Origin of the sequence: Cytophaga sp. FL35 (assembly GCF_014349235.1) — a bacterium.
Taxonomy (GTDB): Bacteria; Bacteroidota; Bacteroidia; order Flavobacteriales; family Flavobacteriaceae; genus Euzebyella.
In genome coordinates, this window is the sequence record NZ_JACSOH010000027.1 from 28,387 (window position 1) to 43,774 (window position 15,388).

General features: G+C 39.3%; 11 protein-coding genes. 1 reads left to right on the forward strand and 10 read right to left on the reverse strand.

What is annotated here, in order from left to right:
* Positions 1 to 34: 34 nt before the first annotated feature.
* The 5 genes from BIZ36_RS17315 to BIZ36_RS17335 all read right to left on the reverse strand — a co-directional run bounded on the left by BIZ36_RS17315 (position 35) and on the right by BIZ36_RS17335 (position 8,940).
* Entirely contained in the window at positions 35 to 1,390 is a 1,356-nt protein-coding gene (locus tag BIZ36_RS17315) for a TolC family protein (RefSeq protein ID WP_187459153.1), read from the reverse strand.
* 6 nt (positions 1,391 to 1,396) lie between these two features.
* Complete coding sequence (locus BIZ36_RS17320) at positions 1,397 to 4,675, reverse strand: efflux RND transporter permease subunit (protein ID WP_187459154.1); 3,279 nt, start codon at positions 4,673 to 4,675, stop codon at positions 1,397 to 1,399.
* A 10-nt stretch (positions 4,676 to 4,685) separates the two neighbouring features.
* Entirely contained in the window at positions 4,686 to 5,813 is a 1,128-nt protein-coding gene (locus BIZ36_RS17325) for an efflux RND transporter periplasmic adaptor subunit (RefSeq protein WP_187459155.1), read from the reverse strand.
* Between the two features lie 159 nt (positions 5,814 to 5,972).
* Complete coding sequence (locus BIZ36_RS17330) at positions 5,973 to 6,857, reverse strand: leucine-rich repeat domain-containing protein (RefSeq protein WP_187459156.1); 885 nt, start codon at positions 6,855 to 6,857, stop codon at positions 5,973 to 5,975.
* A gap of 163 nt (positions 6,858 to 7,020) precedes the next feature.
* On the reverse strand, positions 7,021 to 8,940 hold the full coding sequence (locus tag BIZ36_RS17335; RefSeq protein WP_187459157.1) for an ABC-F family ATP-binding cassette domain-containing protein: 1,920 nt from the start codon (positions 8,938 to 8,940) through the stop codon (positions 7,021 to 7,023).
* Between the two features lie 128 nt (positions 8,941 to 9,068).
* Here BIZ36_RS17335 and BIZ36_RS17340 point away from each other — a divergent pair, with 128 nt between their 5' ends.
* Positions 9,069 to 9,458: a DUF983 domain-containing protein gene (locus tag BIZ36_RS17340; protein ID WP_187459158.1), complete on the forward strand. Its 390-nt coding sequence runs from the start codon at positions 9,069 to 9,071 to the stop codon at positions 9,456 to 9,458.
* Here the strand turns inward: BIZ36_RS17340 and BIZ36_RS17345 are convergent.
* The 5 genes from BIZ36_RS17345 to porK all read right to left on the reverse strand — a co-directional run bounded on the left by BIZ36_RS17345 (position 9,448) and on the right by porK (position 15,376).
* Positions 9,448 to 10,503 carry an NAD(P)/FAD-dependent oxidoreductase gene (locus BIZ36_RS17345; RefSeq protein WP_187459159.1) on the reverse strand — a complete coding sequence of 352 codons (1,056 nt, stop codon included), beginning with the start codon at positions 10,501 to 10,503 and terminating at the stop codon, positions 9,448 to 9,450. The genes BIZ36_RS17340 and BIZ36_RS17345 overlap by 11 nt on opposite strands.
* Positions 10,504 to 10,629: 126 nt before the next feature.
* Entirely contained in the window at positions 10,630 to 11,532 is a 903-nt protein-coding gene (porN, locus tag BIZ36_RS17350; protein ID WP_187459160.1) for a type IX secretion system ring subunit PorN/GldN, read from the reverse strand.
* 60 nt (positions 11,533 to 11,592) lie between these two features.
* Positions 11,593 to 13,140: a type IX secretion system motor protein PorM/GldM gene (gene porM / locus BIZ36_RS17355; protein ID WP_187459161.1), complete on the reverse strand. Its 1,548-nt coding sequence runs from the start codon at positions 13,138 to 13,140 to the stop codon at positions 11,593 to 11,595.
* Positions 13,141 to 13,196: 56 nt separating this feature from the next.
* On the reverse strand, positions 13,197 to 13,850 hold the full coding sequence (gene porL / locus BIZ36_RS17360) for a type IX secretion system motor protein PorL/GldL (RefSeq protein ID WP_187459162.1): 654 nt from the start codon (positions 13,848 to 13,850) through the stop codon (positions 13,197 to 13,199).
* Between the two features lie 170 nt (positions 13,851 to 14,020).
* A complete protein-coding gene (porK, locus tag BIZ36_RS17365; protein ID WP_187459163.1) occupies positions 14,021 to 15,376 on the reverse strand; it encodes a T9SS ring complex lipoprotein PorK/GldK in 1,356 nt (451 codons plus the stop codon).
* Between the last annotated feature and the right edge of the window lie 12 nt (positions 15,377 to 15,388).

Sequence of the window (15,388 nt, forward strand, 5' to 3'; positions counted from 1 at the left end):
AGAGTCCATGTCCATTTAGGAATAGGTCTTTGATTTAAATCTGAATATTTAGCAGTTGACCGGTTAGCTGAAGTAATTGAAGCTCTGCAAGCTTAGCGTCATACTTGGCCAAGTTCTTATTGGTTTGGGCATTTAAAAGATTGATTTGCGCCTGCCTAAATTCTATGGATGTAATACGGCCCAGCTGAAACTGTTCTTTGGAACGATCAAAGTTGTTTTGGTTGGTAAGTACATTCTGTTCCTGAATCTGAAAGATATTCAACCTGTTTTCATAAATGGCCAAGGCATTTTGGATATCCCTTTCTACTTGAAGTTCAATCTGCTCCAGTACTAATTCTTGGGTATCGTAAGCTATTTTAGCATTTTTCATTCGGACCGTAGTTCCACCTCCATCAAACAGATTCCAGGTTAGACTAGCACCTAGACCAAAATTCCAAGTTTCATTGTTAGTACCGGGAAAAAATGCAGAGGGAGCGCTTTGGTTCAAATTCCAACCATAGGTCCCATTAAGCCCCACAGTGGGTAGATATCCTGATCTACTTACTTTTATATCATACTCATTAATGGTTAGATTTTTTTGCGATTGCAAAATGGCAACGTTGTTCATCTGCGCTTGGGAAACCAATTCTTCCAATTGTAATTTTGGTATAAAAGAAATAAGCGTGTCTACTTCAAATCCGGCATTTAAATCCCTGTTAAGTACCACATTTAAATCTCTTTTGGTATTTTCCAATTGCTGTAGGGTATTCAAAAGGTTGATGCTGTCGTTAGTAACATCTACCTGGGCATTTAAGATATCCAATTTGGTATTCTGGCCGTACTCAAAAGAATACTCGGCCCTTGTAATTCGCTGTGTACTAATTTCCAAAGCCTGCTGTAATACATTTTTATTTTCTGTTAGGCGAGCCACTTCAAAGTACACGCTAAATAATTGAAGTAGGGTATTCTCTATAGTTTCCCTGGCCTGAAGTTCACTTAGCTGGTATTGCTCCTTCAACTGTTTGTAGGTATACAACCTTCCTAAACCATCAAAAAGAGTATAGTTGACGTTGACGGCCGAATTGTATCGTTGTGCTTCTGCCTTGTACAGGCTTAAATCTGGCCTGGGACTTCCATCGTCCAAAGTTTGACCCGGGAATTCAATTGTGGAGTCATCCCTGGAATAATTTGCACCAGAAGTTGCTGTAACCGTTGGTAAATAACCGGAATTAAGAACGCTCTTATTATTCTTTGCCACATCTACTTGATTACGGGCTATCTTAATATCAAAATTATTGAGCAGCGCCAATTTTATGGCGTCGTCCTTGGAAAGAAGTTCTTGTTCTTGGGCAGTTGTAGCAACCGATATTAAGATTGCCCCTAAGAAAAAACACTTTTTTAGTAAACTCATTAGCTGTTATTCTTTACCCTGTAATTCAATTACTACGGGCTCTTCATGGCTAGAAGTTCCATTTAAGGATGGTCTGGCCACTTTATTCATTTCTTCTTCCTCCTTTTGTTCCTTAATTGCCCTTTCAACTTCTTCTTTGGTAACATCCCCTCCTTTAATCAACCATTTTTTACCTACCTTGATCCTGTTGCTAAAGGAAAGAAAAAGGGGCAATAACAACAATGTTAGAATAGTTGCAAACCCAATTCCGTAGGAAATTGAAATAGCCATAGGTTTTAAAAACTGTGCCTGCCTACTCTTCTCCAATAACAAAGGTGCTAAACCCGCAATGGTCGTTACAGAGGTCAAGAATATGGCACGAAAACGGGAACGCCCGGCATCATAAATAGCATCATCGAACTTCATACCATCCCTAAGATTACCATTGAATTTACTAATGAGGACCAAGCCGTCATTTACCATAATTCCAATAAGTGCAATAATTCCCAAAAGAGATAGCATATTCACAGGGAAGCCATGAATATAATGGCCCCATCCAACAGCAGTAAGACTAAACGGAACCATTAAAAGCAAAAGTAATGGCTGACTAAAGCTTCTAAAGGTGAAGGCAATAGTTATATAAATAAGTAGCAGTACAGATAACCCTACCACCCTTAAAGAGCTCGTCATTTTATTGGCCTCCCTATTCTGCCCCTCATAAGAAGCGGTAACCGTTGGGTATTTAGACTGTATTTCCGGCATGACATTTTCCTTTATGTCACTCATTATATCAGCCGCCGTGGTTGTTTTTTCGTCCTTTAAATCTGCAGAAACCTGTATTTCCCGTTGGCCTTCCAAATGGTTAATGGCCACATCACCCCGTTCAATGGTATAGTTGGCAATTTCATTTAAAGGAACTTTGCTTCCACTTGGGGTGGTAATCCGCATTTCATCCAAATCCGTAATAGAAGACCTATTGGTTCTATCATACCTTACCCAGACCCGAATTTCATCCTGACCTCTCTGAAAGCGCTGTGCCTGAGCACCAAAAAAACCGGCTCTCACCTGATTCATAACTGTTTGAAGGTCCAACCCCAATAAATACGCATTTTCTTTTAACTCCAGCCTTATTTCCTTGATTCCGGCCGGGTCATTGTCCGCCACATCCTTTAATAGGGAATTGTTCAGCAGCTCTGCTTTTAATTCTGCTTTGGCCGCCTTTAATTCCTCAATGTTGTTACCTAATAGACTTACGGAAACCGGATTACCTCCAAAATTGCCACCACTGCCATAAATAAGGCTTTCTACTCCTACTACAGGCCCTACCAATTCTTGAAGCCTATTGGTTACCATGTCCGACCTAATTTCATCCGGTCTTTCCTCACCAGGTAATAAATTGATGGTCAAAGTGGCGGTTGAAGAACCGGGGCCTAATCTACGAATGGTATTTTCAAATAATTCCTTACCCGTACCCTTCAAGTACTTTTCAGATAATTCTTGATTTACAATTATTGACTTTTCCTCTATTAAAGAAATGATGGAATCAGTCACATCTTCGTGGGTACCATTGGGCATGGAAAGCTCTACTGAAACCCTATCACTCGCTACTCTTGGGAAAAAAGAGGTCCGGACTATACCACCCCCCATAGAACCTATGGTTAAAATAAGGGCCATGGCGAAGAAAGAGAACGTCAAAATTTTATTCTTTAGTCCAAATCGAAGCGCCGGGCTATACATTTTATCTCGCATCCATAGCATTAGACGGTCTCCCATTTCATTGATATTTCGAAGCTTGGCAAATGCCATCCCTATTTTTGTTTTTGGCTTCTTGGGCATCGGGGCAAGAGCCTTGGAGTGGGCCAAATGTGCCGGAAGAATGATGAGTGCCTCTACTAGAGAAACAACCAACGTTAGAATTACAATGACCGATACTTCACTGAAAAACTCCCCAATTCTACCATCAAGAAAAAGAAAGATGGAAAAAGCCAATATAGTGGTGATAATTGCCGAAACAATGGGAGGTATTACCTCCATTGTACCATCGATAGCCGCCTGTATGGGCGATTTTCCCTTCTCGTAATGCTGGTATATATTTTCGGCAATAACAATTCCATCATCCACCAAAATACCAATGACAATTATCATTCCGAACAAGGACAGCACGTTAATGGTAACATCAAAATTTCCCGCAAGCATGAACATTCCCAAGAAGGAAACCGGTAGACCAAAGGCCACCCAAAAGGCCAACCTTGTATTTAGGAACAAGGAGAGGAAAATAAGTACCAGAATCATCCCTACAATAGCGTTCTCCGTTAGCAGTTCGGTACGTTGATTAAGCGTCTTTGATTGATCGCTTACCACATGCAATTGAACGTTATTGTATTTATGGTTAAAATCTTCAATGTATTCCTTCACATGATCTGCCGAAGAAATAAGGTCTTCTGTATTGGTACTTGTAATTTCGGTATTTACGGAAAGTTCACCATTGAAATAAGAGGCATTGGGAGATTCTGCAAAGCGGTCGCGCACAATGGCAACATCCTTTAATCGTACCGTTTGGCCAGACGCATCTGCCTTAATTATCAAGTTGGACAACTCCTTGCCGTAATAGGAACGGTTATTGGCCCTGATCAAATACTCTTCGGCATCAGTCTTGATATTTCCGCCAGTTACCAGAATATTGGCCCTTGAAACAGCTTGGGCTACATCACTAAAGCTGAGGTCATATGCCAAGAGGCTATTTTCGTTTAAGGCTATTTCGATTTCTTCATCTGGAAAACCGGTCATTTCTATCTGACTTATTCCATCTATAGCCCTAAGTTCATTTTCTACCTGTCTACCTATTTGCTTAAGTGTAGCCAACGGAACGTTCTCCCCGCTCAAAGCAAAGCTAATGGTCTGCCTAATTGCCTCCAACTTCGAAACCACTAGGGGCTCCATACCTGTTGGGAAAGAAGGCACACGGTCTACCGCATTCTTCACTTCCAAAAGCATGAAGTCTATATTGCGGCCCTTTTCAATTTCCACATTAATAATACCGCTATTCTCTCGGGAAGTGGAAGTGACCCTATCTATACCCTCTAAACCTTTAAGGTTATCCTCGATCTTTAGAACAATACCCTCTTCCACCTCTTGAGGGGATGCTCCAGGATAGGTAATATTGATAGTAATATTTTTTGAATCCGAAAGCGGGAAGTAGGAAGAGTTAAGGCTTAGCATTCCAAACACCCCAAAGATGAAGAACGCAATTATGAAAACATCTACCGCTACATGGTACTTTATAAAATAGGAAATTATACTCCTCATTCCTTAAATGTTAGGGGTTGCTTTTTTCTTCAAACACCTTAACCAGCATGCCTACATAGGCACCAACCACAGGCTTGGAAACAATGGTTGTGCCATCTGGCACTTCCTTTAACACTACCTTTTTTTCTGAAAAATAAACAGGTTTAACATCTATTTGATCTAGAATGGAATCACGAACCACAAATATTTTATCATTCTCTAGAAGCAAGTTTCTATCTACTTCTATGGCATCTTCTTCAGATTTTGCATTGAGATTGGCCTCCAAATACATACCTTCCCTTAAATTGCTATCTTTAACATCTATATAGGCCTTTATGGTTTGTGAAGCTTGGTCTACACTTCCATTGATTCTTGCCACTTTACCCTCATACGTTTTTGTTCTATCCAGATTTACGAGTTCAACCGTTTCCCCTACTTTTAAAAGATCGCTGTAGGTTTTACTCACGGAAACTTCCAACTCGTATATTCCCGTATCTATGAACTCACCTAATTTTTGACCGGACCTGATCAAGGTGCCTTCGGTTACCAAAGCTTCTGTAAGCACACCATTAAAAGGAGCTGAAATGGTATACTTAGCCAAACGCTGCTCAAGATTTTTAATATTGTAATAATCCGTTAGAATTCCTCTTCCGGATATAAAGAATTTCTCCTTTTCGGTGGTCATTTCCGGTAAGGCCGGAGTTGTTTTATTTACATCAAAACTTAACAGATACTCCTGCCATTTAGGATAGATTTCCGGATAATCCAACCTTAAATCCGGCATTATGGAAGTTATAAGATTGTAAAGATTGCTTTTGGCAGATTGAACACTTGCTGAATACTCCGCAGCATCTATTCTTATGATGGTTTGCCCAGCTCTATATCTTTGGCCGGGCTTAAACAAATGAGCGCCTTTTCTAAATACACCTTGTACCTCAGAGTATAATTCCACACGTTGCTTGGCAATAAGATTACCATTGGTTGGAACTTTAATAAGAACTTGCCCATTTATAACTGTATCCACAAACACAGTTTTCACAATTTTCTGGGGCCTAGGTTTAGGAGTAGTTTTGCTGTCTATGATTGCCTTTGCCGCGAAGACAGAAGCAATAATCAATAACACCCCAATTACCGAAAGGGTAATTTTACGCGTATCCATAAGTTCAAGTTAGCTGGTGGTTAGACCACAAATCTATCCAATAGTTTAAGCGAGATAAGTTAAATGTATCTTAAATGTAGGTCTTTTTAATTTTTCGTAAAAAAAAAGGACGCATAATTGCGTCCCTTTTAACCAAACTAACTAATAAATTATGGTAATCTATTCATCTATACCTTCATCTTCAAATTTAGTATCCGCCATTCTAGTTTCGCTAAAATTCGGGTCTTTAAAGTCAATATTCAACTCCTCTTTATCATAATCAAAGACCAGGTAATCATTGGCAGATTTCATATACTCCAAATTCTTTACAGATTTAAATTTGTTGTTCTGGATTTGAAATACTTCCAAACTTGCTAATTGACCAAATTCTGCCGGCACTTCCCCTCCAAGGCTATTATTGGCCAAAACCAATTCTTTCAATTTACTAAGCCTACCCATTTCTGACGGAATTTGACCCTCCAAAGTATTTTCAAATAGTCCTAGGCTTTCCAATGAAGAAAGACTTCCCATGGACTTTGGAATACTTCCATTTAAACTATTGCTGGAAAGGTTCAAAACTTTTAAATTTTTGATATTTCCGATACTACTTGGGATAGTGCCCGTTAAAAAATTATTGAATGCCGTGAACTCCTCAAGGCTTTTAAGTTTTCCGATAGATTCTGGCAACTCCCCTTTAATTCTGTTCATTTCCAGCTTTAATATTCTCAATTTGGAAAGGTTCACCAATTCCAATGGTAATTCTCCGGTCAAAGAATTAAAAGCAAGATTAAGGGAGCGAAGGTTTTTCAATTCTCCTATTTTGGATGAAATAACTCCACTAAGGTTGTTCCTGAACAAATTGATCTCTGTAACGTGATCATTAACAACCGTTACTCCGTACCATTTGGAAACATCTGTATCTAAATTCCATTTATTGGTCCAATCCGATCCATTTGTAGAATTGAATAAATCAATTAGGGCTTGTTTTTCTGATTCTGGCACCTCAGCCTTTAGGACTTGAGAAGAGGAGAATAAAACTATAAAAAGTAAAAGTAGGTTTTTCATAATTGGATAATCACTTATGTAAGTAAAATTGGGTTTTTAAAGAAACACCCTACAAACTACGTTCATAAGTAGACAAAAACCAAAAAATATCGGTCAACTACCCTATAATGTTGTGAAACCTAGTTATTTTGTGGTGAAGGAAAATTAGGTCTTTCTACTTCATTTAATGGGCTCCTATTTCTTCCAATTCCAAGGTGATCAATTCCCATTTTTCCATTAAGCCTTCCAAATCCCTTTTCTTTCGTTGGTAGCCGTCAAAGAAATTAGGTTTCGCGATGGTAGCATCGTAATCCATTAACAACTCATGGTCTATTTCTGCTATTTCCTTTTCCAATGTGGCAATTTTGCTCTCAACGGAACTTAACTTGTTTTTTAAGGATTTCATTTTTTTCTGATCCTTAAATTCGTTGCCACCCTTGGTTTTTTCTTTCCCCTTCTTATCCGATTCAGATTTTTGTTCAATTTTCCTAAAATCTTCGGCCTTTCTTTGTTCCAGATAAAAGTCAATGTCCCCTAGGTATTCTTTGATTTTTTTATCCTTGAATTCGTATACTTTGTTGGTAAGTCCCTGTAGAAAATCCCTATCATGGGAAACGACCACCAATGTTCCCCCAAAATTCTTTAGAGCTTGCTTAAGCACATTTTTAGACTTAATATCCAAATGGTTGGTAGGCTCATCCATTACGAGTACGTTAAATGGTTGCAATAACATTTTGGCCAATGCCAATCTATTACGCTCCCCACCGGATAAAACCTTTACGTACTTTTCAACATCATCCCCCTGAAATAAAAAAGAACCTAAAACATCCCTGACCGTACTTCTATTCTTTTCATTGGCCGCATCTATCATGGTATCTAAAATGGTCTTATTACCGTCTAGATACTCCGCTTGATTTTGAGCAAAATATCCAATTTGCACATTATGGCCCAGCTTCATTTTGCCCTGATGTTCAATTTCGCCTACCATAATCTTGGCCAATGTGGATTTCCCTTGACCATTTTGTCCTACAAAGGCTGTCTTGCTATCGCGCTCAATAAGCAAATTGATATTTTTCAAGACTTCTTTCTCACCATAATTTTTTGACAAGCTTTCAATCTCCGCTACCACTTTACCCGGTGTAATAGAAACAGGAAAACGCAGGTTCATTACGGCATTATCATCTTGATCAACTTCTATCCGCTCCATCTTATCAAGTTTTTTGATAAGGGATTGCGCCATAGAAGCCTTACTACTCTTGGCCCTAAACTTTTCAATCAACCTTTCTGCCTGTTGAATCTCCCTTTCTTGGTTCTTTAAGGCATTCATCTGCTGCTCCTTGATCTCTGAGCGCAGTTCCAAAAATTTGGAATAAGGCTTGTTATAATCATAAATACGCCCCAAGGATATTTCAATGGTACGGTTGGTAACATTATCCAAGAACATTTTATCGTGCGAAACAATGACTACGGCCCCGGAATAATTATTCAAAAACTGCTCCAACCAAATTATGGATTCAATATCCAAATGGTTGGTAGGCTCATCCAGAAGTAACACATCATTACTTTGTAGCAAAAGCTTTGCGAGTTCTATTCGCATTCTCCATCCTCCCGAAAATGTTTCGGTTTGTCTATCAAAATCCGCTCGCTTAAAACCTAAACCAAGGAGAATCTTTTCTGTATCCCCCTGGTAATTATATCCCCCAAGAATTTCGTACCGATGTGTGAGGTCGCTTAAATCTATAATGAGCTGATTATATCCTTCGCTTTCATAATCAGTTCGTTCTGCCAATTGTTCATTTACATTATCCAATTGGAGTTCCAACTCTTTTATCTCTTCAAAAGCTTGATATGCCTCTTCCAGAACGGTTCTACCCAGTTCAAAATCGATATCCTGTCTAAGAAAACCGATTCTAATATTTTTCTCCGTCGCAATGGTACCTGTGTCCGGAGCAAAATCCTTTGCCAAGAGTTTCAATAAAGTTGACTTTCCCGCACCATTTTTACCAATTAACCCAACACGGTCACCTCCGTTTAACCTAAAAGATATTTCCTCAAAAAGATATTCTCCCCCAAAAGAGACGGAAAGATTATGAATATTCAACATTTGGCAAGCATTATTTTATTTGGCCAAGGCCTATTATCACTATTTGCACCCTTACAAAACACCAGGGAAACCAAGAAAAGCAACCTGTAAATTTAGGGTTATACTTATCTTTGCATAAAGTTTTGCAAATGTTAAAAAAAGGAAACAAACTATACAGCATTTTAACAGGAAGTTGCCCTAGATGTAATGAGGAGAGCATGTATACCACTAAGAATCCTTATAGTTTTGGAAATCTTTTTAAAATGCACGAACGTTGTTCACATTGCGGTCTTAAATATAAAATGGAACCGTCTTTTTTTTATGGGGCCATGTATGTAAGTTATGCCGTTGGGGTTGCATTTGCAGTCGCAGCCTTTGTAATTAGCTATTTAATGGTAGGTGCTTCACTTATCAACTCCTTTTTTGCAATTGTAGGTACCTTAGTTGTCTTTCTGCCAATAATTATTAGACTCTCCAGAAATATCTGGATCAATCTATTTGTAAAATTTGACTCGAAAAAACGGGAGGTCAACGGCTAACCCACTTTTTAGAGAAACGATTTACGTCCATTTCTGGTTCCAAAGCCCCTCCATTCTCTATGAAATTATACAGTTGAGCTGTAGCAAACGGAGCTATAAGCACACCTCTTGATCCAAAACCATTGAGTAAAAACAAGTTCTCTTTCTCTGGATGAGCTCCTATCAAAGGTCTTCGATCACTAACCGTGGGTCTTACTCCCGCCATTTGGCCTACAACTTCATAATCGCACCTAATTAATTTATCAAGTCGTTCCAATACCCAATCCCTGCCTTTTGGTGTAGGGGAGTTGGTTTTATCCTTCCATTCATAATTAGCTCCAACCTGATATAGATCATCACCTAATGGGATTACGAACAACGAGGATTTGATGGCCTTCTCCTCATTTAATTTCTCGGACTTAATAATTACATACTCGCCCTTACTACCGTTTACAGGCAAATAATTGAAATAGGGATTAGCCTTAAGCCCGTAACCCTCTGCAAAAACAATTCTTTTAGCAGTAATATCCTTATATACCACTTGAGAAGCTTCAACAAGAAGATTTTGATACTGAAATGTTTCTTGAATCAACAGCTGCTTTTTTAACAACTCACTATTATAGGCCTGAATTAGCAAACGGGTATCTATCCTACCGGCATTCAAAACCTCACCATAACCCAATGGCGCATCTATACTTTCATTTTTGTTGCTATGGAGTGTTGTGGAAAGAAATGGGCTAAGCGACTTTTTATCGGCTGCCTCAAACCATTGGTTTTGTTCTTCTATGGAATTGAATCTTCTAAAAATTCTAAGGGGATAATCCAATTGCACCCCTAGTTTTCGTTCCAGGGAACCATAAAAAGGTTTGGCCAATTGCAATTGCTCGTCCGCCTTCCAAGCTAACGTAAATCGCTTTAAAATTACCGGATTGTACAAACCTCCAGCCACAAGGGAAGAGTTTTGGGATGAATCACTAATTACCTTAAAGGATTTTCCATTTTCCGATAGTTTCTCACAGAACGAAACCCCGGCCAAACCCAAGCCAACGATTAAATAATCTACCATCTGCACAAAGGTAACCAATCAGCCCTGTGCACTGAATTATATTCGTAGAAAACCCTAAAAAGATAAAATCCCCGAAAGTTGTAGCTTTCGGGGATTTTACTATTGAATTGGAATATTTTTTAAGGCTTAGTAGGCCCACATGTCTTGTTCGCGGTCTCTAATGACTTCTTGAATTCTATTGGCTTCTAGCAATTGAAACAATGCATTATCCGGTATATAATCGTTCACTTTTCGATCTCCATGAACATTATCTTCCCTATAGATTACACCATTGAACCTACGTGCGTTCAACAACATATCAAATGATATGGGTTGCGCAGAGTTTCTTTGGTTGAAGACCTTGGCCTCATGAAGAATTTTTCTTGCATCTGGATACCATACCCAGAACAACTCAACCTTGGCATCAGCAGGATCCATAGAATCATCATCTATAAAGTTGACATCCGGTGCTACTGGGGCTATACCTAAAAGGCGGTATTTTAATTCCCCTTGGCGTTTGTCAAAATACCACATACCCTTGATGCGATATTCTTCAATATCGGCAGCTGTGATATCTCTTTTCATGATAAACTCAGGAGAAACTTGTTCCCCGGCATTTAATTGCTCATAGCCGTAATCCGTAGTATCTACCTTTTGCAAAGTAGCGGAAAGGTCACTGAATTTTCGTTTGTCGGTAAAGTAAGAATCAGCATATACATCTTCTAATTCACCATTTTTAATACTTTTTAATAACACATCGTAAAGGGACCTACGGTCATTACCTATATCAATGGTATCGGTTGGATAATATAATGGAAAATTCACCCTTTCATCTAGATCAACCACTTCCCAAACGGTCTTGGACCATAAGATATCGCGATCATCTACGTAACCATATTCCAATGGAGCGTCATTGTCCAAGGCTTTTTGTGCCTCTGTCTTTACACCAATATCCTCAGGCTTCTTGGCGTTCAATATGTTCGCCTGGGCCATAAGGGAAACAGGCAACAAGGTTACTGCTCCTATTAGTAAAACATTCTTCCAATTCATGTTTTTCAATTTTTAAAATTACCGGGTGGTCCTGGGACCACCCGGTTTTCAACATATTTATTAGTTTGTAATCTCCACAACTACAGGAGATACTTTTTTAAGCTTGTAGCTTTTGTTATTGGTAATATAAGCTTGGATATCAAAAATCTGAACTACATCACCTCTCTTAGCTCTCTTAAGAGCAGTTTTGGCCATACCGTTCAATTTGTTACCGTTGACGCTTACAGTAGGTTGACCAGGAACTTTGAATTTAAAACCACTAACAGCCAAGTTCAAATCAAAGTCAAAGTCTTCCAACATTGCACCGATAGTAGCGATTTCCATGTTGTTTCTTGGCATTTTAACCGTACCATCTTGCTTACTTACAGTACCTGCAGGTCTTGGAATATCCTTAATTCTGAATTCAGACTTAGAAGAAACCGTTTGACCATCCGGTAACTTACCGCTAGCGGTGATAGTTACAGTTCTACCCGTACTTGGGTTCATAACGTATTTACTACCTCCAGCTGATTTAAGACCAGGAGCAGATGCAGTAACCTTGTTATTAGGAATACCAGGAATAGAGATAGACATTGGGTTAGCAACACCTCTATAAACTACGTTCATTTTATCGGCGGCTATTAAAGCAGCATTTGGCTTACTGATAGTTGCAAAAGTGTTGTTTACAGGTACTTCGATTTCCTCACCATCTTGAGAAAAGAAAAGCTTTCCTTTCACTTCGTGGTCACCAGGAGAACCGGCACTGATCAACATTTTAACACCACCTTCTTCCAATTGGTAGTCTGAACCTTCTGAAAGCTTACGACCATCCAAAGTCAACTCTGCTCTTACAGGCTTAGAACTGTTATCAGTTTTGCTAATGATGATCTTACCATCGTATTTCTCTCCACTGTAGTAAGCAGACTTACTACCGAACAAAGAAGTTTGAAAATTCTTCAAGGATACTTGATCGCTCAACTCACCTTCCAGCATCGCCTTTAAAGCAGACTCTTCGGTAGCCTTAATATCGGCTTGTAGCGCAGTCAATTTGGCCAAAGAAGCCACTTGAGGGAAGCCTTCGTAGTGATAATTGATCCAATCTTGCTTAGAACCGTCACGAGTGGTAACCTCGTTAGTCTCAAACCTTGCTTCAACAGATGATTTAATACCATCAGGAACAATAGCCGCTACTTGTGTACGGTAATCCTGAATTCTCTTCATGAATTCTTGTCCACCTTCTGAAAGGCCATCTCCTTGGAAGAATTTCTGATCCAAATAATCTGACTTATCCATTACCATGTAGTCTTTTGGATCTTCAACTTCTGCCATCATCTCAGTTTTCAAACCTTCCAAATAGTCATAATACTCTTTGGACATGGTTTTTATCTGCTGAGCTTTAGCGTACAAATCTTTGTACTTAGCTGCATTTTCTTCCGCTTTTACTCCTAAGTTCGCCAAGTAGGCTTCGTTACTCTCTATAGTTTTGGCGTTGGAAGCCTCAAGCTTTTCGTTCATAATACCGAAAGCCGAAAGTACTTCCTTACTCATGTTCAACGCCAACATTGCGATGAAAACCAGGTACATTAGGTTAATCATCTTCTGACGTGGTGATTGTTTTCCTCCTGCCATGTTTTCTAATTAGATTTTGATTAAATAAATGATTTGGGGTAACTACTAATATCTAATTAGTTTCTGTTCATTGCAGTCAACATACCACCGTAAACACCGTTCAAGCTAGAAAGGTTGGTAGCCAAAGACTCCATTTGGTCTTTAAGGGCAGCAGCATTTTGAACTACTTCCTCGTTTACGGAAGCTTGCTTGCTAGCACTCTCCAACTGTACTTTATAAAGACTGTTCAAAGACTCCATTTGAGCGGCAGCTTGTACCATTTCTTCAGAGTACTTTCTTGTAGATTCCATTGCATCAACCGTAGGAGCGATTCCTTTAGCAGCACCTTCAAAATTACGGATGCTAGAACCTAAGCTTTCCATTAAGTTGGCATCTACACCAGCTTCTTTCAATAAGTTATCCAATTTAGCTGATAAGGAAGCTTCAGCTTCTTTGATTTCAGCAGCTTGGTTGCTCTTTTTACCTTGAGATTCGCCACCGGCCAATTCTGGATATACCAAAGACCAATCGTACTCGTCATCAACTGGTTCAAAGGCACTAATAGCGAAAATAAGTGCTTCAGTAATAAGACCAATAGCTAATAGAACTCCACCGTTAAGAGGTCCAAGTTCCCAGTGTAGGATTTTAAATAACGCACCAATAATTACTACCGATGCTCCAAGGCCGTAGGCCATGTTAAACAGTTTCTTTGTTGATTTTGACTGTGCCATAATTTAAGATTTAATTTGAAATTTAATGTTAAAAATAAAGATTTGGTTTTACGTTTGTATTTTTGTTCTGGACTAAGATAAAACACTATAATTCAGAACGGTGTATTTGAAAAAATTATTATGTGCCTTTCCCAAGGGCAATTTTAGCCGTTAAGCATGGGAAATATTTTTTATTGTGTTGAATCTTCTTCACCCATGTAATCCTGTACGGTTCTAAAGCCAATATAACTTCTAGCAGAATCTGCATACTCATAATCCCTTGTACTTACCTGTAGGAAGTAAGCAACATCCTTCCAAGAACCTCCACGGATCACTTTTCTTTCGTTGGCGCCATCACCACCGTTAGGGTTCATAGTAGACACAAATTCATAAGAGTTGGGATCATAGCTGGAGTTGGTCCACTCAGAAACATTACCCGCCATATTGTAAAGGTTAAAGTCGTTAGGCTCATAAGACTTAGCTTCCACTGTATACAAAGCTGCATCAGCAGCGTAATCTCCTCTCTGAGGTTTAAAGTTGGCCATAAAACAACCCGTATCACTAATTACGTAAGGACCACCCCAAGGATAAGTTCCACCTTCAATACCACCTCTTGCGGCATATTCCCATTCTGCTTCGGTAGGCAACCTAAATTGGTTCACAAATTGCTTGCCTCTGCTTTTTTGGTCGTCATTCTTGAATTTGGTTCTCCAGTTACAAAAAGCTCTTGCCTGATCCCAGGACACTCCCACTACAGGATAGTCACTATAGGCATCGTGCCAAAAATAATCATTGTGCATTGGCTCATTGTAAGAGTATTCAAAATCTCTGATCCAAACGGTAGTATCTGGGTAGATTTCCAATTCTTCCTGACGGATGAAGTCCTTTCTACTTCCTTTTCTAGAGCGAGCAGCGGCCTCAATATCCATCCAACTGTACTTATACTTCAATTTAGTAACGTCTACTGTACGCTGACCGTTATACGATTCCTCTTCAGGAATGTACAATGAGTCCATTACCTCAGTATAGTACTCATCTGGATAATCGGAAATATCCCAAATAAGATTTTCGTCCTTATTCAAGCTTCTTCCTTCAAAACCGGTTTCTCCCATTCCGGCATAGTTATCCAACATGTATTTATCGTATGCAGAAAGTTTAGTAGTATCCGCATCCTTAAATGCATAGTCCCCAATACCTCCATCCTCTGGGCCCAAGCCCAATTCATCTGCAAGAATCGCCAATCTTGTTCTGGTAATGGAGTCCTTTACCCATTCTACAAACTGACGATATTCACTATTCGTAATTTCGGTATCATCCATATAGAACGATCGAACCGTTACGGTCTTTGTTGGCGCGTTCAAGAGCTTGGCCTGGTCCTCCTCGGTTTTACCCATAATAAAGGAACCTCTTGGAATGAGCTCCATACCATAAGGCTTTTCCGGGTACCACTTATTACCTTGGGCCCCTACTAGCTCTCCTTTTGTTCTTGAGCCGCAACTGCTCAGCAAAAAGACAAACGCTATAGATGATAACAATAGCTTTTTCATACTTTAGGTTAA